Source organism: Actinoplanes oblitus (assembly GCF_030252345.1).
GTDB classification, from domain to species: Bacteria; Actinomycetota; Actinomycetes; order Mycobacteriales; family Micromonosporaceae; genus Actinoplanes; species Actinoplanes oblitus.
Window position 1 is genome coordinate 3,441,130 of the sequence record NZ_CP126980.1, and the last position, 24,953, is coordinate 3,466,082.

A 24,953-nucleotide genomic window follows, 5' to 3' on the forward strand; every position below is an offset into this window, starting at 1 on the left:
TCTCAACGCTCCTGACACCACCGTGGGCGCCAGCCCGTGAGTGGGGCCGGCGCGGCTGGTCGTGGCGGGGGTGTCGGGGCTCCTGATACCACCGGGGGCGCCAGCCGATGGGGTGGTTCGGGCGGCTGGATACTTCGACGTATGTCGACGAGGCGATATGCTGCGGGTCCATGACGTCGAGGGCGCGGGGGTTCGCTGGTGGGCGAGGCCGACGTGCAGAGTTCGCTGGCGCAGGTCAGCAAGGCGGCCGAGCTCTACGGCGTCACCGAGGAGGACGTGCAGCGCTGGCGCGCCGGCATCGATGAGCGCCCGGCCTGGGCGCAGCGCGCGCACGTCTCCGGCATGCTCGCCCAGCGCCTGGTGATGACCGCGCTGGAGCATCGCCAGGAGTGCGACAGCACGGACTGCCGCACCTGTGCCGGGCTGCGCGAGATGCTGATGATCGCGCTGGCCGGGGTGCGTACCGTCGTCGACGACCGGCTCGACGAGCTGTACCGGCGTCCCGCCCGCTGGCCGTGGCGCCGGCGCAGCTTGTAAATCCTTTAGGAACCTTCCCGGCTGAGCTTGCATCGCATCGTGATCAAGGTATTTACTAGCGTCGCTCAAGCTTGATCCATGTTGGACGTCTACCCCGCGCAGGCCCATGCCTGTGCGGTAATTCGTCGTGCCCGCAGCGGGGTCCGCCGCGCGCGCACTCTTCGAGGGGAAGAGGGTGACACTGCCGCATGTCCATCGATAAATTCGGCTACCAGCAGCAACTGCGGCGCGAGTTGCGGATTCGCGACCTGATCGCGTACGGCCTGGTCTTCATGGTGGTGATCGCGCCGTTCGGCATCTTCGGCAGCGTGTTCCAGGCCAGCGGCGGCATGGTGGCGCTGGCCTACGTGGTCGGCGCGGCTGCCATGATCCTCACCGCCTCGTCGTACGGCGTCATGGTCCAGAAGTACCCGGTGGCCGGCTCGGTCTACGGCTACGCCGGCCGGGCCATCGCGCCCGCCGTCGGCTTCCTCACCGGCTGGGCCATCCTGCTCGACTACGTCTGCATCCCGCTACTGCTGTCACTGGTGGCCGGCGCGGCGATGAACTCGATCGTGACCAGCGTCCCGGTCTGGGCCTGGGTGATCATCTTCGTCCTGGTGAACACCGTGACGAACGTGCTCGGCATCAAGACCACCAAGCTGCTCAACTGGCTGTTCCTCGCCGCCGAGCTGGTCATCCTGGTGATCTTCCTGATCTTCGGGCTGAAGGCGATCGCGGACGGCAAGGGCCACGGCTTCAGCCTCGACCCGTTCTACAACGGCAGCACCAGCTTCACCTGGTCGCTGGTGCTCGGCGGGGTCTCCATCGGCATGCTGTCCTACCTCGGCTTCGACGCGCTCGGCCTGCTCGCCGAGGACGCCGCGGACGGCGCCCGGACCATCCGCCGCGCCATGTACCTGTCGCTGGCGGTGGTGGCCGCCCTGTTCGTGGCGCAGACCTACGTCGCCGCGCTGCTGGTGCCGGACCCGGCCGGGCTGATCGCCAACGGCGACCCGGCGGGTTCCGCCTTCTACGACGCGGCAGAGGTCGCCGGTGGCGCGTGGCTCGCCAAGCTGACGGCGCTCGCCACCGCGCTGGCCTGGGGTATCGCCAACAACATGGTCGCCCAGGTGGCCACCAGTCGCCTGCTGATGGCGATGTCCCGGGACGGGCAGCTGCCCAAGTTCCTCTCCCGGGTGTCGCTGACCCGCTCGGTGCCCACCAACGCGATCCTCACCACGGCCGTCATCTCGCTCGGCATCGGCCTGTGGATGGCCAGCCGCGACGACGGCATCACGCTGATGAGCGCCATGGTCAACTTCGGTGCCATGATCGCGTTCATCGTGTTGCACGTCTGCGTGATCTGGGAGTGGGTCAAGAACGGCCGGCAGGGCAACCCGCTGAGCAACCTGGTGGTCCCGGTGCTCGGCGCGGCGGTCCTGATCGCGGTGATCTGGAACGGCAACCTGCTGGCCCAGACCGTCGGCCTGATCTGGCTCGGCGTCGGCGCGGTGGTGCTGGTCGTGCTGCTGGCCACCGGCCGCAAGCCGACCCTGCCCGAGGTGCCCGGCGACGACGAGCCGCTCACCCCGGCCAAGGCGGTGGAGAATGTCTGAGCCGCTGCACCTGCCGGCCGACCCCGGCCAGTACGGCTACACGTTCGGCGGCCGCGAGGCGGTCGCCTCGGTCAAGCCGGGCGACACGGTCACCCTGCGCACCCTGGACTGCTTCGGCGGCAAGGTGCGCTCGGTCGACGACCTGCCCAGCCAGGTCTGCGAGTTTCCGTACCTGAACCCGGTCACCGGCCCGCTCTACGTCGAGGGCGCCCAGCCGGGGGACACCCTGGCCGTGCACGTCGTGTCGCTCACGCCGGCCTCGCCGGTCGGTATCTCGTCGACGTTCCCGCACTTCGGGGCGCTCACCTCGACCGGGTACACGCGTACCCTGCAGGCGCCGCTCGAGGAGCGGGTCTGGCTCTACGACATCGATCTCGCCGCCGGCACGGTCCGGTACCAGGCCCGCCGGAGCGACTTCACCGTCGACCTGCCGCTCGCCCCGATGCTCGGCACCGTCGGCGTCGCACCGGCCGCCAACGAGGTACGCCAGACCATCGTCCCGGACGTGCACGGCGGCAACCTGGACACCCCGCTGCTCGGTCCGGGCGCCACCCTCTACCTCGGCGTGAACGTGCCGGGCGCGCTGCTCGCGCTCGGCGACGGCCACGCCCGGCAGGGCGACGGCGAGGTGTGCGGCGTCGCGGTCGAGGTGGCCATGGACGTCACCATCCGGGTCGACGTCATCTCCGGCGTGCCGACCGGCACCCCGCGGCTGGAGACCGACAGCGAGCTGGTGTCGCTGGGCGCGGCCCGCCCGCTCGAGGACGCGTTCCGGATCAGCCAGGACGACCTGGTCCGGCACGTGGCCGAGCTGACCGGGCTGGACCTGCTCGACGCGTACCAGCTGGTCTCCCAGACGACCAGCGCCCGGGCCGGCAACGTGGTCGACCCGCAGTACGTGATGAGCGCCGGCATCGACAAGAGGTACCTTCCCGGGGTGACCGCGTACCGCGGCATCCACGAGCGACTGCGAAACGGCTGACAGACGGAGCATGTGGCGTCCCGGACTCGACCCGACCCTCGTTCGTGAGCAGTTCTACCTGCTGGCTCACGACGAAACCCGGCAGATGCGGCCTCACCTGCATCTGCCGGCCCTGTCCGCCGGCCTGGCCGGCGCGACGGTGATGGATCTCCTGATCGCACAACGGGTGACAGTCGAGTCCGGGTCGCTGCGCCCGGACTGGTACCAGCGTTCCTCCACCGGCGACCCGATCACCGACGACGTCCTGGCCCTGATCATGCAGGCCGCCCCGGGCCCGCCCCTGCCGGTCCTGATCCGCGCCGCCTCCGGCGGCCTGTACGAACGCACCACCGCCGCCCTGGTCCACAAGGGCGTGATCGTGGAGGGCCCGCCCCGCCGCTGGCGCAAGGGCCGCGAGTACGCGATCGCCCACGAGGGCATCGCGGTCCGCGCCCGCGCCCGTGTCGGTTACCGCATGGAGGGCCGGGACGGCCCGTCCCCGGAAGCCGACAGCCTGTGCACCCTGGTGTCGGCGCTGAACCTGCACGCGGTACTGGTCCGCGGCACCCGCTCCGAGGTGGAGCCGCTGCTCCAGCGCGTGATCCGGGACCTCCCGGAGAACGCGGCCGGCCACCCGATCGGCGAGGCCGCCGCGGTCGCCGCCGCCGTCCTCAAGGTCATCCAGGACATGGCCACCTCCGCCATGATGTGACCCGCCCTCCGCACGCCCGGCGAGCGTGCCGGACCCGCGACGACACCACTTGACCGCACGGTCCGCTTCGGGCGGCGACCGCCGATTTCCGGTACGCGATGAGCGCCGCTCCGGTGGCCGCGCGTGCGCCGGGCGTACCGGAATCGGGTGTTGTCAGGCTCGTTCGCCGGCTTTGCGGGCGCGGAACGCGACCATGTTCATCCGGTTGCCGCAGCGGACCGAGCAGAACCGTTTCGAGCCGTTGCGGGACAGGTCGACGAAGATGCCGGCGCAGTCGTCGGCCGCGCAGACCCGCAGCCGGTCGGTCTCGTTCATCCGGATCACGTCGATCAGGGCGAGCGCGGCCTCCACCCGGATCCGCTCGGCCAGCGGGGCGTCCGGCTCGGTGGCGTGCATGTGCCAGTCCGACCCGTCGTGCCGGGTCAGGTAGGGCAGCGCCCGCGCCTCGCGCAGCATCCGGTTGACCGCGGGGACCGCCTCGTCGCGCCCGAGCGTCCACACCTCGCGGATCTGGGCCCGGGCCTGCCGGACCTCACGTACTTCGGCCTCGTCCCGGTCGATCCGCCCGGAGAACGAGCACGTCTCCAGCAGCCGGGCCAGGTCGGCGACGGTGGCGAGTTCGTCGGCGCCGGAGCGGGAGGCGTCCGGCGCGGTGTTGGCGAGCACCGTCGCGAACTCCAGCGCCTCCTCCGTGTCAGGGGCAAACAGCAATTTGACTCCTCACTCAACCGGGCCTAGCGTCGGTACGTGGCGTCAGGGGCATAGCAAATTTAGCCCATGACTCCCTCTCGGCCGATCACGAAGGAGTCGCCGTGAAGCTCACCCCGCAATCCACCGGCCTGGTCGCCGCTGTCGTGTCGGCCGCCTCGTTCGGCACGTCCGGCGCCTTCGTCAAGCCGCTGCTGGAGGCGGGCTGGTCGCCGGCCGCCGCGGTCACCGCCCGGGCGCTCGGCGCCGGCCTCCTGCTGCTGCCGTTCGTCCTGGTCGGCCTGCACGGCCGCTGGGCGGTGGTGTGGCGGGCGCGCTGGCGGCTGCTCGGCATGGGGCTGATCGCCGTGGCGTTCACCCAGCTCGCCTACTTCGCGGCCATCCGCCGCGTGCCGGTCTCCACCGCCCTGCTGATCGAATACCTGGCGCCGCTGCTGCTGGTCCTCTGGGCCTGGGCCACCACCCGCCGCCTGCCCCGCCCGGCCGTGCTGCTCGGCTCGGTGCTCGCCATCGGCGGCCTAGTCCTGGTGATCGGCCCGGGCGCGCTGCGCGCCGTCGACGTCCTCGGCCTGGCGCTGGCCTTCGCGGCGGCGGTGGGCTGCGCCGTCTACTTCCTGGTCGCCGCCCGCCCGGCCGACGGCCTGCCGCCGGTCGCCCTGGCCGGCCTGGGTCTGCTGCTCGGCGGTGCCACGCTCGGCCTGATCGGCCTGACCGGCCTGGTCCCGATGACCGCCGACTTCGGTGACGTGACGCTGCTCGGCGCCCCGGCCCCGTGGTGGGTGCCGCTCGCCGTGGTCGTCGTCTTCGGCACCGCCATCGCCTACGCCTCGGGCATCTTCGGCTCCGGCCGCCTCGGCTCGCGGCTGGCCTCGTTCGTCGGCCTCCTGGAGGTCATCTTCGCCTCCGTCTTCGCCTGGCTGGTGCTCGGCGAGAACCTGACCGTCCTGCAGATCCTCGGCGGCGCCCTGATCCTCGCCGGCATCGCCACCATCCCCGCCGAAACGCCCCCGGTCACCATCGAGCCCACCCGCGAACCGGCGGTCCCTCCGGTCCCGGCCCGCTCCCAGCAGTAGCCGGGTCCGCTTGCCGGTCCAGGCCCGCTGTTCCACGGACAGCCGATTTCCGGTACGCCCGACGCGCCGGCCCCGCCGCGTGCGTGGGCACGGGCGGGGCGGCCCGGCGGGACGGCGTCCGTCGTACCGGAAAATGGTGTTGATCTGAAGCGGTCGGTGCGTGTCAGTAGACGTAGGGCCAGCCCGCGGCGTCCCACCCGAGCAGGTTGATCCCGAGCTTCGCCGCGCCGGACGACGTGTAGTAGTGGTAGACCAGCACGTCGGCGTCGCTGTCGGTGAACACCGCCGGATGCCCGGGGCCGTAGACACCGCCGTGCGTCGCCAGGATCTCGGTGCCGCCACCCGCCGTGGCCAGTGTGCCGGCCCGGTCCTTGTAGGGCCCGGTGATCGACGCCGACCGGGCCACCATGATGCGGTACGTGCTGGACGCGCCCCGGCAGCAGAAGTCGAAGGACATGAACAGGTAGTAGTAGCCGCCGTGCTGGAACACGAACGGCGCCTCGACCGACTTGGAGTTCACGAACCGCTCGGCGACGTTGTACATGGTGCCGTCGGCGCGCTTGCCGGTCGACGGATTGAGCTTGACCATCTTGATCCCGGACCAGAACGAGCCGAAGGTCAGCCACCACTCGCCGGAGGCGGTGACCGTCAGGTTCGGGTCGATGGCGTTCCAGTTGCTGCTCGCCGTGGACTCGATCACCTTGCCGTAATCGGTCCAGGTCCCGGCCGCACCGGTGGTGCTGGCGGCCAGGAAGATCGCCGACTTGCTGGAGCCGAAGGTCGAGGCGGCGTAGTACATCAGGTACTTACCGCCGTGGTAGGAGAGGTCCGGTGCCCAGAGGCTGGCACTGCCGCCGGTGTAGGCGTTCGCCCACGAGGTGCCGTTGGGGAACGCCTTGCCGGCGTCGGCGAACGCCGTCCGGTCCGGCGAGGTCTTCAGCGTGATGCCGTCGCCGGTGGTGGCGAGCAGGTAACCGCCGCCGGGCCGCTTGACGATGGACGGGTCGTGCGCGCCGGTCGACCCGGTCACCACGCCGGGGTTGGGATAGGTGGCGGCGGCCGCGGGCGGGGCGCCGATCGCGAGCATCGTCACGACCAGCAGCAGGGTGCGGAAGCGAGACTTCATGGGGGATTCGCCTTCCGTGGTGGGGGGTGGCGGCCCCGATCGGGGAATCGGGGCCGCCGTGGGGGGACGGGGATCAATGACCTCCCTGTGTCGCGCAGTCATCGAGTCGATTCGATTACGTTGATGTTAACGATCACATATGTGAAGTCAAGAAGCAGGTGGGCGTCATGCGCAGCGCTAACACCAAGGGTTGTTAACCGGGTACTCCGGGGCGCCGGCGGCGCGGGACCAGTGCTTTCCCCGGGGACCGGGGGCCCGCCGGCGGGTGACTCCGCCGGTCCGAGAGAGACGGGGAGGGGGCGCACCCGAGGGGAGGCTAGGTCACCGGGATGCCGTGCCGGTGCAGCAGGCCCATGAGGTTGTCCAGGAAGGCGTCCCGGTTGTTCACCAGGATCACCGGGATATCGATCGGCTTCCGGTGGTGCGGCACCAGCTGGTAATTGATCAGCTGACCCTTGCGCAGCAGCGGCTTGCACTCGGCGATCTCGGCCCAGGTGAAGGCCTGCGCCCGGTTGTTGCGCCGGTGCACGAACCCACCGGTGAAGACGTAGTACGCCTGGGCGCCCTGAATGAAGATCCGGATGCCCATCGCCAGCGAATACACCATCAGGAAGCAGAAGAACAAGCCGACCAGGCGCAGCAGCGCGTAGACCATGCCGCCGGCGTCGTGGCCCAGGCCGGCCAGGAAGAGCAGCAGCAGGCTGCCGGCCGCGACGCCCAGCCAGGTGCCGCCGGCCCGCAGCGGGCTGGGCAGCGCCCGGTCGGCCACCTGGTGACCGAGGCCGCGCGCGTAGGCGATCGAGGTGACGTCGGCGGGGGTTTCCATCACGGGGTCCCTTCGGAGTGGACGGTCGCCCCGGTGTACCGCCTCACCCGCCGCCGGGTTCACCCGTCAACGGGTCTGGCCGGCGTGCAGCATCTCGATGGTCTTGGCGACCCGCTGCTCCCGGGTGGCCGTGCGCTTGGCCTCGGTGATCCAGCGGACGAACTCCTTGCGATGGGACAAGGCCAATTTCTCGTACGCCGCCAGCGCCTCGGCGTCCCCGGCCAGCGCCGCCTGGAGATCCGGCGGGGTCTCGACGGTGCGCTCCGCGGTCTCGGCGGCGATCGTCACCGGGTAGTCCGCGCCGATCTCCACGCCGGCCTGGGCCCGCGCCGCCTTGGCCAGGCCGATCAGGTTCTCCCCGCCCATCCGGGCCAGGCGCAGCGGGAGGGTCACCCCGTTCACGGTGACCCGGACCGGGAAGGCCTTGCGCCCGTCCCCGACGGCAGCCACCTGCTCGTCGGAGAGGACGAAGGCCCCGGCCGGGCCGCGCGATTGCAGTGTCAGCGTCAGTTCCAGTGTCTCCGCCACGCTGACAGGCTAGCCCCGGTGATGATCGGTGGTGAACTGCCGCGCGATCATCGCGGCGAGACCGACGCCGACCACCGCGATGGCGACCTGCACCCCGACCACGGCCCAGTCGAAGGTCCGCCCGGACACCGTGAACATGTGGTCGCTGTGCAGGTTCCACCGGTCGGACGCCCAGGTGCCGGCAACCGCGGCCCCCATGCCGATCAGCACGGTGGCGATCAGCCCGATGTTCTGCCGGCCCGGCAACACGATGCGGGCCACCACCCCGATGATCGCCCCGAACACGATCGCCGCCAGATAGTCCTGACCGTCCACCGACACCTCCTGTGATGTGCACCCGACGATGCCCATGGTGGCGGTCGCGTCAAGTGCCGATCAGCTCCACTGGCCCGGCACGTAGTCGCCGGCCGGCTGCTGGATGATCACGTTCAGCCGGTTCCACGCGTTGATCAGGGCGATCTGCGCGACCAGGGCGGCCAACTGGTCCTCGTCGAAGTGCTTGGCCGCGTTCGCCCACACCTCGTCGGGGACGCCACCGGCCGCGTCGGCGATCCGGATACCCTGCTCGGCCAGCTCCAGCGCGGCCCGTTCCGCCTCGGTGAAGACGGTCGCCTCCCGCCAGGCCGCGACTGCCGCACATGCCTGCAGATCATCCGGGAGACCGACGCCGCCTGGCTCGACAATCCGGTGAGTGGCCAACCCAGCCAGCTCGCGTTGCTGATGACGCGTCAGCACAAGTACGCCTCCAAGCGCTCGACAGGCTGAAGGGCCAGCCGCGGTTGACCCACAACCGGACGACCAAGTGGCAACGTGAGCAGGCCCGGCTCGACACCGCCAAGGACGACCCGAACGTCTGCCCGCCGGCGATCCCAGGACAACTCACCCTGGTCCGGCCGCGGCGACACCTGACCCTTCACCATGCCCAACGCATCCATCACCGACCGGTCCGCGGCTACAACGAAGCCGTGCTGGTGATCGCCGCCCACGCAAGCCAGCATGGGCTCAGTGACTCTTGGGAAGTCGCGGTCAGCCGCATGGTCCGGCTTGCGCTGGCGATCCGCGACGCAGATGGTGACGAGTTCGCCGGCACGGACGCCGTCAGCGACCTGCCGCTGTTTCCCGCGGTCGTGCTAGAGATCCTGGATCACGCAACCTTGCTACAGCCCGGCGCGACCCTCGGCCCACATCGCAAACGCCAGCGGTCCGCAGCTCTACCGCAGGCGGTACCGCCTCGGCCGCGCAACTGCGCCTCCTGCCTCTCTTGGGATTCGAGCCGACATGCGAGTCCTGCCGAAAGTGGCGTCGGGGACACGACTCCGGCCCCCGCGCTGTTGGGCGCTGCACCCGCTGCAAGCGCAACAGGTTGCCGCTGAGCGCCGGGCTCTGCAGAGCCTGCACTGCCGACATCGCCACCCACGGGCCCGGCACGCTCGATCAGCCGTGGACCCAGCTCTGGCTCGGCGGACCGTTTACCGTGCGCACGGTCGCCCCGGCCAGCCGGGGCGTCGAGCGATCCGCGATGCCGCCTGTCAGCGCGGCACTGGTCGACCCGGCTCAAGAGGCACTGTTCGATCTGCCTCGCGACTGGACCGCCGTTGATCTCGCCCTCCTGCCGGCGCTCTCAGAACGCGCGCAGAACCTCGTCGACCAGTTCGCAGCCCTCGCCACCGACCAACGTTGGACCGACGGCCCACGATCAGAGGGCCTACGGACCCTGCGTATTCTGTTCGCCTGCCTCGGCGCCAACGCACCGATCCTCGAGACCGAGATCATGAGGCTGGTCACGACCTATCCTGGGCTCGGCGGCAAACGGGTGATCACCTTCCTCGCCGAGCGGAACCTACTTCTGCCGGACCCGGCCAATCAGATCGACTCCAACCAGCAAACGGTGGAACGAGCCCTCGACGCTATGCCGGCCGCGTTTGCCGACGACGTCCGACGCTGGGTGACGGTTCTGCGGGGCGAGGGCCGGCGCCACCACCAGCCGAAGACGTGGCACACGATCAAGAACTACATCTACTTCGTTCGGCCCGTGCTGCTCGACTGGCAACATGAAGTCGCCGGTCTGCGCGAGGTCACCCGCGATCATGTCGACCTCGCCATCAAGCAGCGCAAGGGCAACATCGCCCGCGGGATCCACGTCGGGCTACGTAGCCTGTTTCGGGCGCTGAAGCAGGAGCGGATCATCTTCCGCGACCCCACCAGGGGCATCGTCGTGTCCGCCGTGCTGATCCTGCCGAAGAACATCCCCTCCGACCGGCTCCGCGGCCTGCTCGATCAGGCCCACCGCCCCGTCACCAAGGTCGTCTTGGTCCTGGCTGCGGTCCACGGGCTGCGTCCCACCGACATCAACCGAGCGCTCTTGGAAGACCTGGACCTTTCCGCCGGCCGGCTCGTCATCCGCCGAGCGACCGGTCGCCACCTGATCCACCTCGACGAACTTACCCACGGAATCATCGCCGCGTGGCTGCGCCACCGCCGCGAACGATGGCCGGAGTCGACCAACCCACACCTGGTGGTCAGCCGCCAAACCGCGATGGACGCCCGGCGGCAGAGCACCAGTCCTTCGACGCTCCTTACTATGGTCGAGCCCTTCGGCGTGACCGTTTCCGCGCTGCGGGCCGACCGCATCCTCGACGAGGCCAGGCAGACCGCCGATCCCGTCGGCCTGATGCGGCTGTTCGGCATCTGCGACGGCACCGCGATGAAGTACATCTACGCCGCCCATCCCGAACGCCAGAGCGAGATGATCCGCTAACCCCAATTCTGACGTCCTTCAGGGGCCGATCAACGTGTGGAGTTGGGCTGTACCCCAACTAGGCAAAGAGTGACCTGCATTCACCCTGATCCTGATGCGAAATCTATGGAGGTCGCGACTTTGCCATTTCCAGTCAGCCCAAACCGTCGCAGTTGGCTAGCGCCGGCAGTATCCCCTGCCTGCTCTCGCAACTTGGCCAGGCTGGGCAACGCGCTGGTGTCACCGCGCTCGATGGCCTGCCGGTACAGCGCCTCAGCGTCGGCCCGGTCCCCTGCCTGCTCTCGCAACTTGGCCAGGCTGGGCAACGCGCTGGTGTCACCGCGCTCGATGGCCTGCCGGTACAGCGCCTCAGCGTCGGCCCGGTCCCCTGCCTGCTCTCGCAACTTGGCCAGGCTGGGCAACGCGCTGGTGTCACCGCGCTCGATGGCCTGCCGGTACAGCGCCTCAGCACCGGTTCGATTGCCTGCCCTGTTACGAAACTCAGCGAGGTCCCGCATTGCTCGGGTGTCGCCCTGGTCGACACGTTGCCGGTACACGGCCTCGGCATTCCCGGCATGGACATCAAGTCTTACGTACTGGCCCAACATCAGCGCATCGCTGATGCCTAGGGCTGCGCCCTGCCGGTATAAAGCCTCGGCGCCAGTGCGATCTCCGTACATCGCCAACCGCTGGGCAAGTATCGCAACCGCCTCGAAGTGGCCGAGGTCGGCGGCCTGCCGGTACAAGGCGTCGGCGCCAGTGCGATCCCCAAAACGATCCCGTTGTTTGGCGAGACCTAGCAACCCGCTGCTGCTACCCAGGTCTGCGGCCTGCCGGTACAGTGCCTCGGCGCGAACGTGGTTCCCGGACCTCTCTATTTCCTCGGCAAGAAACACAAGCGCGGTGGTGCTACCGAAGTCAGCAGCACGCACCACCATGGACTCTGCGCTGACGGTGTCCCCGGAGTACTCCCGTTCCAACGCCAGGTCTACAAGCGCACCGGTGTTGCCATCGTCGGCTGCCCGGAGGGCCAGAGTCTCGGCGCCCACGCGGTCGCCGGCCCTCTCCCGTCTGCGAACGATCTCCCGTAGTGCATTGGTGTCGCCATGCCGGGCGGCTTGGTTGTACAGCCAGATCGCATGCTGGTAGCGGCCCCGCTCCTCGGCCCGCCGACCGAGGTTGTGTAGCAGGTCGGGATCGGTGATGGTGGCGGCGAACGTGGCCCACAGGGTCTCCGGGGGGTACACGGCGCCGCGTTCGTCGCGGCCGAGTTGTTCGAGGTAGTCGGCGAGTCGGTAGCAGGGTTGCCCGTGGTCGCCGGCCGGGCGGCCGGGGCGGGTTCGGATGCGGGTCAGGGGCCCTCGGGCGCCCTTGCACGGCTGGGCGGTGTAGGCGAGCGCAGATTCGAGCCAGTCGTCGCCGAGGGTGTCCCAGTCGTCGTCGTCAAGGTAGCCGGGCGCGGCCTGTTCCAGCAGGGCGTGCGGCAGGGCGAGGGGGTGGCCGAGCCGGCGGGCGTCGATGGCCACCTGCAGGATCGCCCGCGCACCGGGCATCGAGTCCACCGCTGTGCGGTAGCGGCTTTCGAGCTCGGGGGCGCCGGCAAGGTACTGGGTGATCCGGCCGCCTTCGATGTGCTGCGCGGCGTAGCGCACCCGTGCATCGACGTCCGGTCCGGCAAGGCTGGCGATCTGTGCGGGGGTGAACGCGTCGGCGAGGGTGACCGCAGTGCCAGTGAGCAGTTCCCGGGCCTGCCCGAATACATCCGGGCTTGCCCCGGCAGGTCGGGTGGTCAGGATGCTCCAGTAGTCCGGCCACAGGGTCGCCAGCACCAGCACCGGCCCGCGCCCCGGATCCTGCAGCAGGCTCCGCAGGCCGGCGGCGACCTTCTCAGCCAGGCCAGGATCGGACGGCATCAGATAATCCTGAGCCTCGTTCAACCACACGATGGTGTCCGGGCCGACCTTCTGCAGACCCGCTAGCACCGACTGCGGCCGGGTCGGGTCGTACGGATGCCACAACCGCCACCGGCCCGGCTGCTTCCGGTCCAGGTACTCGGCGAGTTCCCAGCCGGCACGGGTCTTACCGGTCGACGACCCACCCACCAGGGTGATCAACTGCGACCGCCCGTCACCGAGCATCCCGTCGACGATGTCCCGCAACCGCCCGTCGTGGGCCCGCAGCACATACGCGGGCAACGCGTCGGCCGGATCGGCCACCGAAACAACTCCCGGCACCTGGATCGCCGGGTGCACCTCCAACACCAGGGGATCACAGTCATCGATCAGCAGGCCCAGCCGACGAGGTGAAAGAGCCGAGACCACGGAGAGACTGCCGCCATCGCGGTTTGCCTGCCGCTGGCGCAATGCCGTCTGGTGAAGGTTCAGCCACCACGACAGCCGACGCTGCTGATAGCCGCTGGTGCGGGGGACCTTGGGCTGGAGGTACTCGACCAGGAAACGTACGACGGCGGGATCCGTGGGCACGGCCTTGGCGCCGAACCAGTCGCTCAACCGCTGGCTGCCGATCTGCAGCGGTGGCTGCTGGGCGGCGGCCTGCCGTACGAGCGTGGCGTAGGAGACTGCGCTGGTCGCCCGTCGCAATTCCTGAAGTGCGGCGAAGAACTCTTCGCCGGCCGATGCCGGGCTCTCGGTCATCGCACGTGATCGGCCGGATCCGGGTATCCGGACCCGGACCGGACCGGACAGTTCGTCACCAGAGGTGAGCTGGACACGGTCCGACCGTAGCTGACACCGGGGTCGGCGGACACCCACCGGACGCCCGAGAACCGAAGGACATCACCCGCCCCTACCGGCCAGGGAGTCCTCATGTCCGCCGCACTCGCACTGATCCACAACGGCACCCTCACTGCAGGCATCGGCACCCTCCTGTACACGGCCACCGTCACCATCGCCGCCCTCACCGCACTGCTCGCCCCCACCCCACGACGACGCCGCGACGCCCGCACTGTCCTCACCATCCTGCTGCGAAACAGCAAGAGCAACGACACCCGGAAAAGCGACCAGTGAACAGGACTCCGAACATCCGTGCACACGACTTCGGAAGCTGACACTAATGCCTACTTCGGGAGTCATAACGAAGAGTTTGCGGCTGGTGACGCGTTTACCGGCACCCCTTAGTTCGCCCAATGGCCGACACCGTCGAACCCGCGCGCTGGTGTCGCCACAGACCGGCACACGCATGCGGGTTCCTACCCCAACGCGCACAGGAATCCGCGAACCCGCGCAGGAGCAGGTGCAGCCGGGCGTCGCTCTCGCCCTCGTGCGCCGCGTCCTTGGTGTGCATGTCGACGCAGTACCCGCAACCGTTGATCTGGCTGGCCCGGATCTCGACCAGGTGCCGGACGACGGCCGGCAACGACGAGCCGTTGATCGCCTTGCCGGCCCCGAGCAGTGCCTTCACGACGTTTCCGGCGACCGGGTTGGTGTGGGCGTTCAGCCGAGCGCTCATGGTGTCTCTCCTGTCCTGATGGCTTGGTTCACCACTAGGACACCGGGGCCCGGCGGAATGTGACAGTGATCTGGATCGCTCGCCGGGGCGTACCGCGGTACGCCCCGGCGGCCTCAGCGCACCCCGGTCGCGGCACCGGTCCGGCGGAGGACCCGCAGCAGGTAGTCCTTGCGGTCGAGCGGGTCCGGGCCGGTTCGCTCGCGGGACGGTGCCGGGCCGCGCACCGGCGCGTAGTGATCGAACGCGCTCTCCAGCACGCCCTCGCCCCGCGTCGAACCCGGCAGCCGCCGCTGCAGCTCGTGCACCCGGGCCGCCGGGATCTCGCCGGAGATGACCGCCGGCCCGGTCGACAGCGGGATCGCCCGCAGGCGCGCCAGCAGCGGGAGCACCGCCGGCACGGTGTCCGCCGGCACCTCCGCCCGGAACGCGTGGATCGGCTCCAGCACCTCGGTCCCGGCCCGCCGCAGGGCCGTCGTCAGCACCAGTGGCGTCACGTTCCGGAAATCCCCGGCGGTGCTCGACATGCTCTTGTCGAAGATCGCGTGTGAGTGCGACTGCCGCGCCGAATACCCGGAGTGCGTCATCACCACCGTGCAGTCCGGCACCGGCCAGCCCCGCAGGCCCTGCCGCAGCGTCTCGTGGACGGTCTGCTCCACCGCCGTGAAGAACGCCTGCGGCATCGACCCGGGCTCGACCTCGAGCCCGAAGCTGACCCCCGCACCGGCCGGCGCCGGCATCACCCGCAGCCCGACCGTCGCCAGGAACGGGTTCGGCTCGACCTTGTTGAACTCGACCGCCGCCCCGGTCCCGAGCACCCGCTCCACGTGGAGGGTCGTGGTCTCCCGGAAGGTCACCACGAGGCCGTACCGCTCGGCCAGGGTGGCCTCGACGACCTCCTTCTGCACCTCGCCGTAGAGCGAGACGTAGACCTCGTGTCGCTCGTCGTCCTGGCGCAGGTTGATCAGCGGGTCCTGCTCGGCGAGCTCGGTCAGCGCGGCGTGCAGGGCGCCGCGTTCCGCCGGGCCGGACGCGACCACAGCGGTCTCCAGGCTGGGCGGCGCGAACTGCGCCCGGCGAGCGGCTGGCCGGCGTACCGAAGAGGCGTCCTCGTCGCGTACCCCGAGATCGTCGCCGATCCGAGCGGACCCGAGCCCGCGCACCCGGCCGATCTGGCCCGCGGTGATCGCGCCGCGGGCGCCGGCGGTCCCGTCCGCGAACACCTCGATCCCGGTCACCCGCTCGTCCCCGACGGCGTCCCGCACGCGCAGCGTGCCGCCGAACATGCGCAGGTAGGCGAGTCTCTCGCCGGCCGGGCCGCGCTCCACCTTGAAGATCGTCCCGAGCGGCGGGCCGTCGCCGCGCGCGGGTGCGGGCGGCAGCAGCCGGGTGATCCCGCCGACCAGGTCGTCGATGCCCGCGCCGGTGATGGCCGACCCGAAGTAGACCGGATGCACCCGGTCCCGCACCCGGATCGGCGGCGGCGGCCGGTCCTCGACCAGCGCCGCGAGCACCGCATCGTCATGATCGGCCAGCCGGGTCAGGTCGAGTTCGGCGCGGACCGACGCCTCCCGGGTGCCGATCCGGTCGACCCGGCTCATCGGAATGATCGCCGGGCTGATCCGGGTACCCAGGTCGTCGAGCACACCGGCGAAACGGGCGCCGGAACGATCCACCTTGTTCACGAAGATGAGCGTCGGCATGCGCAGCCGGTGCAGCGTGCGGGCGAGCACCCGGGTCTGCGCCTGCACGCCCTCGACGGCGGAGACCACCAGCACCGCGGCATCCAGGACGGCGAGCGACCGTTCCACCTCGGCGATGAAGTCCGGGTGCCCGGGCGTGTCGATCAGGTTGACGGTGCGGCCGTCGAGGGTGAAGGAGACGACGGCGGAGGTGATGGTGATGCCGCGGCGGCGTTCCAACTCCAGGGTGTCGGTCTGCGTGCTGCCGTCGTCCACGCTGCCGATGTGGTCGATCACCCCGGCGGTGTGCAGAAGCCGCTCGGTGAGGCTGGTCTTACCGGCGTCGACGTGCGCCAGGATGCCGAGATTGAGAATGCTCAAGCGTGCTGTCCCTAACGGTGAGACGGGCTCCTTCCGGATGTGACACGCACGCGGCTCGCATCGCTCGATCTCTTCTCACTCGGGGTACCGACGGGTTCACTCCATCAGGCGGGCCGGTGACCCGGCAACCGAATTAGCCGGCCTCAAGTAGCCGGATCCGGTGCCGATGGTCGCCGCGACGGAAGTTCCCCCACCACTCCCGGATGGTTCCCCTTGACCGCTGAACCACAGATCAGCGGCTACTGGCAGCAGCCGAACCCGGCCGCTCCCGGACAGCCGCAGACATATGGCGCCGCCTATCACCCGCAGCAGACGGCCTATCCGCAGCAGTCGGGCTATCCGCAGCAGCCGGGCTACCCGCAGCAGCCGGCTTACTCGCAGCAATACGTCGCGCCGGTCCCTTACGGGGCGGCGGGATACGGGCAGGTCCCGGCTGTCTACGGCGCGCCGGCGCCCTACCTCGGCACCGTCCCGCCGGTCCAGCCCGGGATGGTGGAGCCGCCCGGCATCGGCTTGGTCGTCCTGGTCACCGCGGTCTTCGGGGCGTTCGGGGCGTTCCCCGCGGCGAAGCGGGCCAAGGAGGCCCGGGCCCTGGGCCGGTCCGGCCGCAAGTACTGGCTCGCCTTCTCCGCCACCTTCGCCGCGTCCTGGGTCGCCAGCTTCGCCATCCTCTTCATCGCCCACGCGCATGCCGCGGCCACGCCCCCGGCCCCGCGGACCGTCGTCACTGCGAGTTCGCTGGAGCAGTCGATCCTCCACGAAGGGGACTTCCGGGACACCACCGGCGCGGTGGCCAAGCCGAGTGCGGCGACCTGCGCCGCCCAGAACGTCGATCAGAACGGGGCCGGCACCTGGCGTTGCATGGTCGACTTCAAGGGCAAGAAGCGCATGTCCTTCCAGGTCACCGTCCGCGCCGACGGCGGCTGGGTCACCGGCTGATCGGCAGGACTCGCGCGACGCCCCGCCCGGACCGGATCCGGCGCGGGGCGTCGTCGTCGAGTGGGGGCGCCGCTCGTGGCGGAGCCGATGCGGAAGGCTTCGGCGGCGGTGTGGGGCGGGGTGTGGCCGGGGTGTGGGGCGCGGCGTGGATCGGGGTGTCGGGCGCGCGGTGTGGGGCGGGGTGTCAGGCGCCGCCCACCCGGAGGATCTCGCTCAGGCGCCGGCGGCGGCGCAGGGCCGCCTCCGCCGGGACCACGGCGGCGACCATGGCGGGGAAGGCGGCGGCGAGCACGGCCAAGCCGAGCCAGGGGAGGATCAGCGGCGGGGTGCCGGGCTGGGCGGTCAGCAGGCCCAGACCGAGGGGCCCCAGGGTGAGGCGGGCCAGCAGGAGACCGAGCAGGGGACCGGCGGCCGCGGCCAGCAGGGCCAGCGGGAGGAGTTCCGCGGCGGCCACCCGGCGCGCCTCGCCGGGGCGCAGGCCGAGGGTGCGCAGGCGGCTCAGGGTCTGCCAGCGGTCCGGGGCGCCGGTCGCGGCGCTCACCGCGAAGCCGAGCAGGCCCAGCGCGAGGAGGGTGCCGGCGGAGGCCCAGCCGAGGCGGAGCAGACCGGTGACCAGCGGTGCGTCCCGGCGGTCCCGTTCCAGTTCGGTGCGGATGGTGACGGTGGCGGCGGTGGCGTTGGCCCGGGCGGCCCGGGCCGCGCCGGGGCCGGTGATCCAGATCGTGTTCGGCTGGACGGTGACGCCGGCGGCGGTCATCGCGGCCGCGTCGACCAGGACGACATCGTCGGCGCCGTCGATCGGCGGCGCGGTGCCGACGGCGGTGAGCCGGATCGTGGGCGCGTCCGGCCGTGGCAGCGCGAGGGCGTCGCCGACGCGCGGGGTGTCCCCGGCGGACCGGACCAGCGCGGGCACGGCGGTGGCGCCGGTCGCGGCGGGCAGAGCGGGGAGTTGGGGGAGTGGTGTGTCGGCCAGGAGCTCGCGGAAGACGGCGGTGTCGACGATCACCAGGCGGGACGGGCGTTCCGCGTCGCCGGCGACGATCGGGGCGTTGTCGGTGACCTGGGCGATGGCCACCCGCCGTACCCCGTCCGCGGCAGCGATCCGCTGAGCCAGCCCGGGCGTGGCCGAGGCCGCGTCGTACGCCACGTCCAGCCGGGCCTCCGCGCCGGCCGTCCGCCAGGCACCGTCGGTCAGCCCGGTGCCGACCGTCGTGCCGAGCGTCAGCGCGAAGGTGGCCAGCCCCGCCGCTCCGGCCAGCGCCAGCACCGGCAGCGCGCGGTTCGACACCGCCGCCGCCCGGGCCGCGCCGAAGACCGCAAGCGGCCGGGACGACCGCAGCGCCCGCCGCAGCACCAGCCCGGTCAGCAGCGGCATCACCCGGAGCAGCAGCAACCCGCCGACCAGCACACCCAGCGCCGGCGCGGTCGCCGGCAGCAGCACGGTCCCGCCGGCCGACGGCAGCACCCCGCGCTGGTGCAGCACCACCAGCGCCACGGCCGCCGCGGCGAGCACCGCGAACTCGGCCGTCAGCCGCCGCAGCGCCACGGTCCGCCGGGCCCACCGGCGGGCGCTGCGGTTCGCCGGCACCCGCCGGTCCCGGGTCGCCCGGTACGCCGCCACGAGCCCGAACGCCGGTCCGGCCAGTACCCCGGCGAGTACCACCGGCAGCAGCCAGGCCCCGCCGACCTCGGGCACGACGAGCCGGGCGGCCAGCACACCGGCGCCCGCCGACCCGGCGGTGACCAGCACCGATTCGATCAGCAGCTCACCACCGAGGGCGAGCAGCGAGGCACCGCGCTGCCGGGCCACGGCCAGCGCCGCCGACCGGCGGGCGACCAGCAGTTCCGCGGCCAGCAGCAGGACCAGCACGGCCACCGTCGACACCGCGGTGAGCAGCACCGACGCCTGCGCGGTGGCCGCCTCGATCTGGTCCTGGACGTCGCGCAGCACCGAGTCCAGCTGTGTCTGCCAGTGCGCTGCCGTCCCGCGGTTCGCCGAGGTGCCGGAAGACGCCTTGAGCGCCACCACGGTCGCGGCGATCCGCCGGGCCGAGTCCCAGGTGAGCACGTCCGGGTCCGGGCTGAACCGGACCACCCGGGTCAGGTCGTCCCGGCCGAACGCCAGGCGCGCGTCCGGCAGCGACGCGTCGGAGAGCAGCCCGCCGAACCGGGTGGTGCCGGCGCCGTCCGTACCGGACGACGGGGTGAGCAGCCACGGGGCGAGGCGCCAGGCCGGGTCGTCCGGGTTCGTCGCCCGGTAGACGCCGCTGACCCGTACGTCCTTGGGGTTGCCCTGGTCGTCGGCGACCCGCAGCCGGTCACCGGCGTCGGCCCCGAGTGCCGCGGCGTCCGTCTCGGAGAGCCCGACCTGCACCGGCCACGGCGGACCGTTCCAGGGCACCTCGACGTCGGCCTGCCGGGGCGTCGCCGCCGGGGCCCGGCCGGAGATCCAGGTGACCGCCGGACCCGACGCGTTGTGCAGGTAGTTGAGCTGGAAGGTGCGCAGCACACTCCCGTCGGTCACCTTCAGCGTCGGGCTGGCCGTGTAGCCGACCGGTGGCCGCAGCACGTCGTGCAGCGGGCCGAGCTCGCCGAGGGCACGGTCGGCCAGGTCGGCCAGCTCGGCGGCGGCCTGCGGGTCGCGCGTCCGGCCACCGTCGACGCCGTCGTCGGCCTCCCAGCGCGCCTCCACGCGTACGTCGGACTGATCGGCGGCCGAGCGGACCGCCGCGCGCACCGCCTGGTCGGCAGTGCTGCGCAGCAGCACCGGCACCGCGCCCGCCAGCATCGAGACCACCGCGACCACCAGCGCGGACAGCAGCAGCGGCCCGGCGTCGGCCCGGGCACGCCCACGGATGCTGGCCCCGTGCAGGCCGAGCCGGATCACGAGGTCACCCGCAACTGGGCCGCACCGGCCCGGCGGGACTGGATCGTGGCCACCGTGGCGACGGCCAGCACACAGCCGCCGACCAGCAGCCCGAGGACCGAGGTCTCCGCGGCCCACGGCCAGGCCGGCGTCACCGATGGCACCGGAACCGCGCCGGTCTCCGAACGGATCAGCAGCGGCGTGACCAGCCAGGTGCCGAGCGCGCCGACCAGGGCGCCGGCCGCCAGCAGCGGCAGCAGGATCGCCGCGTGCTGCCCGAGCAGCGTGGTCCGGATCTCCCGCCGGGTCATCCCGATGCCGCGCAGCCGGGCCACCTCCACGGCGCGTTCCCGCAGGTCGTGCGTGACGTGCAGGATCACCCCGGCGAGCAGCAGCAGGGCGGCGGCCGGCACCAGCAGGCGCAGCACCGCGGGCAGGCCGGCGTTGAGCGGACCGGCGGTGAGCCGGGCGGTCTCGCCGGCCCGGGTGGTCACCACGCCCAGACGCAGCCCGGCCGCCCGATCGCGGACCGGCCGGGCGGCCCACCAGGCGTCCACCGGCGACGCCAGGTCACCGCGCACGGTCAGCACCCGGGACAGCGTGTCGAGATCCGCGAGGACCGCTGCCGCTCGCGGCGCGGAGGGCACCACCGGCACGACGCGCACGATCCTTATCGGTACGGCGGTGAACCCGACAGTCACGTCCAGCGTCGATCCCACCCGGACCCCCAGCCCCTCCGCCAGACGTTCCGAGACCACCACCGGCACCGCGGCGGGCGCCTGGAACGCGGTGGTCACCAGCGTCAACGCCGCTTCCGGCGGACCGCCGAGCCGCGCCGTCCCGCTGAACCGCAGGCTGTTCCCGGCCCCGCGCATCACCGGGTCGAGGAACTGGCCGGCCACCGGCTCCGCCGAGATCGTCGTCCAGCCCGTCACGTCGCCGGCCGGGCCGGGCAGCCCGAGCGTCACGGCCACCCGGCTGCGGATGGCCTCCAGGGAGTAGCCCGCGTCGTCGTCGACCGGCAGCGCCACCGCGACCAGCCGCATCCCGCCGACCGGCGCGCATCCGGTGATGGTGCGGCGGGTGCCGTCCAGTGGCATCGGGGCGCTGGTGCACCGTGTCCGCAGCCCCGTCGCGTCCTGCAGCAGCAGCTCCGGCGTCACGGTCAGCGGGAACGGCCCGGTCGCCGTCCCGGTCAGCGCGAACGTGCCGCCGGCCGGTACCGGCACCCCGTGCACCGGCCCGTCCGGCGCCAGCCCGCGGGTCGCCGCGGACCAGTCGACGCCGGCCGGCAGCCGCCCGCGCAGCAACTCCGCCGCGTGCGTGGTGTCCATCGCCACCAGCTGGGGCGGATCCCCGGCCGTACCCAGCCACTGCCCGATCGCCAGGGGCCGGGCCGCGACCGGACTGACCACCGGCGCTCCGGTGGCGGCCGCTATCGCCGCGCCCTGGCCGCCGACCGGCGGGGTGCTCAGGCCGATCGCCAGGTCGGTGCCGACCGCGAGGTCGGCCTGGTCGCGCTGCGAGCGTTGCCAGGTCGCGTCGAACGCCACCCCGAACGTGGCCACCGCCGCGGCCAGGCAGATCAGCAGGCCGGCCGCCGCGGCCTGCGGGCGGCGCGCCGCCTCGAACGCGGCGAGCGGCAGCGGCAGCCCGTCGGAGCGGCGGGCCAGCCGGTCCGCGACGCCCAGCGCCGGCGGCACCAGCCGCAACGCCAGCGCCGCGCCCGCGGTCAGCAGCAGCGCCGGGGCGAGGGTGTCCAGCAGGCCGGGCGTGGCCGAGCGGGCGTGCAGCTGCCACCAGCCCAGCCCGGCGAACGCGACGAGCAGCAGGTCGGCGCCGGACCGGGCGAGCGCCTCGCGGCGGCCGCCCGGCGCCTCGGTGCGGATCGCGAAGAGCACCAGCAGCACTGTCAGCCCGAGCGCCCCGGCCAGCACGGCGAGCACCTGCCCGCCGGTCACCCCAGGTCCGGTGGCCAGCCCGGCCCCGGTCATCGGCGGCAGGTGACTCAGGGCCGCGTGCAGCAGCGACGACCCGGGCACGGCGAGCGCGGCGGCCAGCAGCGCGAGCAGGCCGGCCTCGGCGGCCGCGGTCGTGGCGAGCTGCACCCGGCTGGTGCCCATCGCGGAGAGCAGCGCTGTCTCGCCGGCCCGCAGCCCGGCGGTGAGCCGGCCGGCCAGGGCGAGCGCGGTCGCGGTCAGCACGGTGCCGAGCACCGCCACCGCGAGGACCGCGGCCTGCGTCACGTCCCGCTGGTGCCGGGCCGCGCGCAGGGTGTCCGGCAGCAGCGACGCCACCCTGGTGAACCGGGCCCGCCCGGCCAGGGTGCCGGTGAGCCGCGCGTCGGCGTCCAGCACCCCGCGGGCCACGGTGCCGAGCCGGCCCGGGGTGGCGTGCGACAGGTCCGGCCGGGCGTTGATCTCCATCCGGCTCAGCGGTGACCCGCCGCCGAGCAGGTCGGCCAGGTCGACCAGGAACGGCCCGTACGCCGGAAAGGTCAGCGAGCTGCTGCCGTCGTTGTGCTCCGGGTCGAACCCGGCCCCGCCGAGCGGATCCCGGTCCCAGCCGGTGCCGGGCAGCGGCCGGGCGATCCCCACCACGGTCAGGGCGGCGGCCGGCGCCGGATCGTCGGGTGGTTTCGCGGCCAGCCGTACCCGGCTGCCGACGGTGAGCCCGAGCAGCTTCGCGGTCGGCTCCAGCAGCACCGTCTCGGCCCGCCCCGGGTTCCGGCCGGCCCGCGGCCACCGGCCGGTGACCAGCGCCGCCCGGGCCGGCAGGTCCTCGACCGCGGACAGATAGGTCCGCGCGCCGTCGGTACGCCCGGGCAGCTCGCGCATCACCGAGGAGGCCCGCACCGCCGCCGACGCCGGGAACGGGGCCAGCGCCGAGGCCAGCACGCCCCGCGTCGCGTCGACCACGGCGCGCGCGTCGCCGCCCTGGATGTCCGAGGTGTACGCGGTGACCGCCACAGTCGCCGGGTCCGCCTCGCCGGCCGCCACTCCGAGGGCCAGCGCCGCACTGCGGGTGACCAGCAGCGTGCACACCCCGAGCAGGGTGGCGCCGAGCGTCACCACCGCGAGCAGCGCGGCCAGCACCGGCCACTGGGCGCGGGCCCGCCGCCTGATCAGCCCGATCACTCGTGCAGCCGCCCGTCGCTGATCCGGATCACCCGGTCGGCCAGCGCCATCATCACCGGGTCGTGGGTGGACACCAGCGCTGTCACGCCCTCCGACTCGACCACGCCGCGCAGCAGCGCCATCACCGACCGGCCGGTCTCCGCGTCGAGCTGGCCGGTCGGCTCGTCGGCGATCAGCAGGCGCGGTGAGGCGGCCAGCGCCCGGGCGATCGCCACCCGCTGCTGCTGGCCGCCGGAGAGCTCACCGGGCCGCTGCCCGGCGTGCTCGGTCAGGCCGACCAGCTCCAGCAGCAGCCGGACGCGTTTCTCCCGGTCGGCGGCCGGGGTGCGGGTCAGCCGCAGCGGGGCGCCGACGTTCTCCGCGGCGGAGAGCACCGGGATCAGCCCGAAGGTCTGGAAGACGTACGACACCCGCTCGCGCCGCAGCCGCGACAACCCGTCCTCGTCCAGGGCGGTGACGTCGGCGCCGTCCAGCTCGACGGTGCCCGCGTCCGGACGGTCCAGGCCGCCGATCACGTTGAGCAGGGTGGTCTTGCCCGAACCGGAGCGGCCGACCAGGGCGACCATGGTGCCCGGCGCGACGTCGAAGGAGACGTCCCGGAGGGCGGGGACGGCGGTGGGCCCGGCGCCGAAGGTGCGGCTGATACCGCGTACCGAAAGAAGGGGTCTGGTCATCGGATCTCCTGATCCGGGTGGATCTGCACGTGGGTGGACTCCAGCGCGAGCCGCACCCGGCGGGTCAGCTGGAGCGCGTCGCGGTACTCGCGGGGGATCTGGACCCGCCCGGCCCGGTCCATCACCGCGTACTCCTCGGCGATCACGTGGGTGCCGCCGTCCTCGTCGGTGGCGGTACGCCGCAGCACCTCACTGCTGGTCCGCCCGTCCCGGATCGCCACGGTCCGCTCCACCTGCCCGCTGACCTCGGCGTCGTGGGTGACCACCACGACCGTCACGCCGTAGCGCCGGTTCACCTCGCGCAGCGCCCCGAACACCTCGGCCGAGGTGGCGGTGTCCAGCTCGCCGGTCGGCTCGTCGGCGAAGAGCACGTGCGGCCGGTTCGCCAGGGCCACCGCGATCGCCACCCGCTGCTGCTGCCCGCCGGACATCTGCCCGGGCCTGCGATCCGCGCAGCCGGTCACGCCGAGCGCGTCGAGCAGCTCCTCGGTGCGTTCCCGGCGCTCCCGGGCGGGTTTGCGCGCGGCGACCATCGGCAGGTCGATCACCTGCCGGGACGTCAGGTAGGGCACCAGATTGCTGGCGGTCTGCTGCCGCACGAACCCGACCGTCTCCCGCCGGTAGCGCACCCGGTCGGCGCGCGACATGGCGAGCAGGTCCCAGTCCTCGACGCGGGCCTTGCCGGCGGTCGGCGCGTCGATCCCGGCCAGAATGGACAGCAGCGTCGACTTCCCCGAACCGGAGGCGCCCACCACGGCGACCATCTCGCCCCGGTTCACCACCAGGTCGAGCCCCTGCAATGCCTGCACCTCGATCGACCCGGTCTGATAGATCCGCACCAGGCTCTCGCAGACGATCAACGCCTCGGACATCGTCCCCCCATGATCGTGGGCGTGCCTTTCTACCACGCTCTCCGCGAGCCGTCCCGCCCCGCACCCCGACCCCGGCGGTCCGCGTTCGGGCCGCTTCCCTCCTTGTCCGCCCTTTCGGTACGCCCCAAGCC

At 72.1% G+C, this 24,953-nt stretch carries 21 protein-coding genes and 1 pseudogene; 9 read left to right on the forward strand and 13 right to left on the reverse strand.

Going from position 1 to position 24,953, the window contains the following annotated elements:
• Nucleotides 1-198 precede the first annotated feature (198 nt).
• The 4 genes from Actob_RS15390 to Actob_RS15405 all read left to right on the forward strand — a co-directional run bounded on the left by Actob_RS15390 (nucleotide 199) and on the right by Actob_RS15405 (nucleotide 3,808).
• On the forward strand, nucleotides 199-537 hold the full coding sequence (locus tag Actob_RS15390) for a hypothetical protein (protein WP_284920865.1): 339 nt from the start codon (nucleotides 199-201) through the stop codon (nucleotides 535-537).
• A gap of 188 nt (nucleotides 538-725) precedes the next feature.
• The gene (locus tag Actob_RS15395; protein WP_284920866.1) at nucleotides 726-2,135 is read left to right on the forward strand and encodes an APC family permease; all 1,410 of its coding nucleotides are present in this window, start codon (nucleotides 726-728) and stop codon (nucleotides 2,133-2,135) included.
• Nucleotides 2,128-3,117, forward strand: coding sequence for an acetamidase/formamidase family protein (locus Actob_RS15400; RefSeq protein ID WP_284920867.1), 990 nt, complete (start codon nucleotides 2,128-2,130; stop codon nucleotides 3,115-3,117). The genes Actob_RS15395 and Actob_RS15400 overlap by 8 nt, the downstream gene beginning before the upstream one ends.
• 10 nt (nucleotides 3,118-3,127) lie before the next feature.
• Complete coding sequence (locus tag Actob_RS15405) at nucleotides 3,128-3,808, forward strand: GOLPH3/VPS74 family protein (RefSeq protein WP_284920868.1); 681 nt, start codon at nucleotides 3,128-3,130, stop codon at nucleotides 3,806-3,808.
• A 153-nt stretch (nucleotides 3,809-3,961) separates the two neighbouring features.
• Here the strand turns inward: Actob_RS15405 and Actob_RS15410 are convergent, their stop codons facing one another.
• On the reverse strand, nucleotides 3,962-4,519 hold the full coding sequence (locus tag Actob_RS15410) for a CGNR zinc finger domain-containing protein (RefSeq protein ID WP_284920869.1): 558 nt from the start codon (nucleotides 4,517-4,519) through the stop codon (nucleotides 3,962-3,964).
• 101 nt (nucleotides 4,520-4,620) lie between these two features.
• On the opposite strand from Actob_RS15410, the gene Actob_RS15415 reads away from it, so the two are divergent.
• A complete protein-coding gene (locus Actob_RS15415; protein WP_284920870.1) occupies nucleotides 4,621-5,589 on the forward strand; it encodes an EamA family transporter in 969 nt (322 codons plus the stop codon).
• A 163-nt stretch (nucleotides 5,590-5,752) separates the two neighbouring features.
• On the opposite strand, the gene Actob_RS15420 is transcribed toward Actob_RS15415, so the two are convergent.
• The 5 genes and pseudogenes from Actob_RS15420 to Actob_RS15440 all read right to left on the reverse strand — a co-directional run.
• Nucleotides 5,753-6,715, reverse strand: a complete 963-nt coding sequence (locus Actob_RS15420; protein ID WP_284920871.1) for an arabinan endo-1,5-alpha-L-arabinosidase — start codon at nucleotides 6,713-6,715, stop codon at nucleotides 5,753-5,755.
• Between the two features lie 316 nt (nucleotides 6,716-7,031).
• Nucleotides 7,032-7,541 carry a hypothetical protein gene (locus tag Actob_RS15425; RefSeq protein WP_284920872.1) on the reverse strand — a complete coding sequence of 170 codons (510 nt, stop codon included), beginning with the start codon at nucleotides 7,539-7,541 and terminating at the stop codon, nucleotides 7,032-7,034.
• Nucleotides 7,542-7,607: 66 nt separating this feature from the next.
• Nucleotides 7,608-8,069, reverse strand: a complete 462-nt coding sequence (locus tag Actob_RS15430) for a YdeI/OmpD-associated family protein (RefSeq protein WP_284920873.1) — start codon at nucleotides 8,067-8,069, stop codon at nucleotides 7,608-7,610.
• Nucleotides 8,070-8,078: 9 nt separating this feature from the next.
• A complete protein-coding gene (locus tag Actob_RS15435) occupies nucleotides 8,079-8,384 on the reverse strand; it encodes a GlsB/YeaQ/YmgE family stress response membrane protein (protein WP_284920874.1) in 306 nt (101 codons plus the stop codon).
• A gap of 60 nt (nucleotides 8,385-8,444) precedes the next feature.
• A pseudogene (locus tag Actob_RS15440) lies at nucleotides 8,445-8,699 on the reverse strand (carboxymuconolactone decarboxylase family protein); the annotation flags it as partial.
• Nucleotides 8,700-8,848: 149 nt separating this feature from the next.
• Here Actob_RS15440 and Actob_RS15445 point away from each other — a divergent pair.
• Together Actob_RS15445 and Actob_RS15450 are read left to right on the forward strand one after the other, a co-directional pair.
• Nucleotides 8,849-9,442, forward strand: a complete 594-nt coding sequence (locus tag Actob_RS15445) for a hypothetical protein (RefSeq protein WP_284920875.1) — start codon at nucleotides 8,849-8,851, stop codon at nucleotides 9,440-9,442.
• The gene (locus Actob_RS15450; RefSeq protein WP_284920876.1) at nucleotides 9,433-10,827 is read left to right on the forward strand and encodes a site-specific integrase; all 1,395 of its coding nucleotides are present in this window, start codon (nucleotides 9,433-9,435) and stop codon (nucleotides 10,825-10,827) included. Before Actob_RS15445 ends, Actob_RS15450 begins: the two co-directional genes overlap by 10 nt.
• 80 nt (nucleotides 10,828-10,907) lie before the next feature.
• On the opposite strand, the gene Actob_RS15455 is transcribed toward Actob_RS15450, so the two are convergent.
• The gene (locus Actob_RS15455) at nucleotides 10,908-13,460 is read right to left on the reverse strand and encodes a tetratricopeptide repeat protein (RefSeq protein WP_284920877.1); all 2,553 of its coding nucleotides are present in this window, start codon (nucleotides 13,458-13,460) and stop codon (nucleotides 10,908-10,910) included.
• Between the two features lie 171 nt (nucleotides 13,461-13,631).
• Between Actob_RS15455 and Actob_RS15460 the strand changes: the two genes are divergently transcribed.
• Nucleotides 13,632-13,832: a hypothetical protein gene (locus Actob_RS15460; protein WP_284920878.1), complete on the forward strand. Its 201-nt coding sequence runs from the start codon at nucleotides 13,632-13,634 to the stop codon at nucleotides 13,830-13,832.
• Between the two features lie 94 nt (nucleotides 13,833-13,926).
• Here Actob_RS15460 and Actob_RS15465 read toward each other — a convergent pair whose 3' ends face one another.
• The gene (locus Actob_RS15465; protein ID WP_284920879.1) at nucleotides 13,927-14,274 is read right to left on the reverse strand and encodes a carboxymuconolactone decarboxylase family protein; all 348 of its coding nucleotides are present in this window, start codon (nucleotides 14,272-14,274) and stop codon (nucleotides 13,927-13,929) included.
• A 113-nt stretch (nucleotides 14,275-14,387) separates the two neighbouring features.
• On the reverse strand, nucleotides 14,388-16,334 hold the full coding sequence (locus Actob_RS15470) for an elongation factor G (protein WP_284920880.1): 1,947 nt from the start codon (nucleotides 16,332-16,334) through the stop codon (nucleotides 14,388-14,390).
• Nucleotides 16,335-16,547: 213 nt separating this feature from the next.
• On the opposite strand from Actob_RS15470, the gene Actob_RS15475 reads away from it, so the two are divergent.
• Nucleotides 16,548-17,273, forward strand: coding sequence for a hypothetical protein (locus Actob_RS15475; protein ID WP_284920881.1), 726 nt, complete (start codon nucleotides 16,548-16,550; stop codon nucleotides 17,271-17,273).
• 184 nt (nucleotides 17,274-17,457) lie between these two features.
• On the opposite strand, the gene Actob_RS15480 is transcribed toward Actob_RS15475, so the two are convergent.
• From Actob_RS15480 to Actob_RS15495, 4 genes are read right to left on the reverse strand one after another with little or no spacing between them, the layout of a single operon-like run.
• Nucleotides 17,458-20,160 carry an FtsX-like permease family protein gene (locus Actob_RS15480; RefSeq protein ID WP_284920882.1) on the reverse strand — a complete coding sequence of 901 codons (2,703 nt, stop codon included), beginning with the start codon at nucleotides 20,158-20,160 and terminating at the stop codon, nucleotides 17,458-17,460.
• Complete coding sequence (locus Actob_RS15485) at nucleotides 20,157-23,276, reverse strand: FtsX-like permease family protein (RefSeq protein WP_284920883.1); 3,120 nt, start codon at nucleotides 23,274-23,276, stop codon at nucleotides 20,157-20,159. The genes Actob_RS15480 and Actob_RS15485 overlap by 4 nt, the downstream gene beginning before the upstream one ends.
• A complete protein-coding gene (locus Actob_RS15490) occupies nucleotides 23,273-23,950 on the reverse strand; it encodes an ABC transporter ATP-binding protein (protein ID WP_284920884.1) in 678 nt (225 codons plus the stop codon). Before Actob_RS15490 ends, Actob_RS15485 begins: the two co-directional genes overlap by 4 nt.
• Nucleotides 23,947-24,822 (reverse strand): ABC transporter ATP-binding protein, encoded by an 876-nt coding sequence (locus tag Actob_RS15495; protein WP_284920885.1) that lies wholly within the window; start codon nucleotides 24,820-24,822, stop codon nucleotides 23,947-23,949. The genes Actob_RS15490 and Actob_RS15495 overlap by 4 nt, the downstream gene beginning before the upstream one ends.
• Nucleotides 24,823-24,953: the final 131 nt, after the last annotated feature.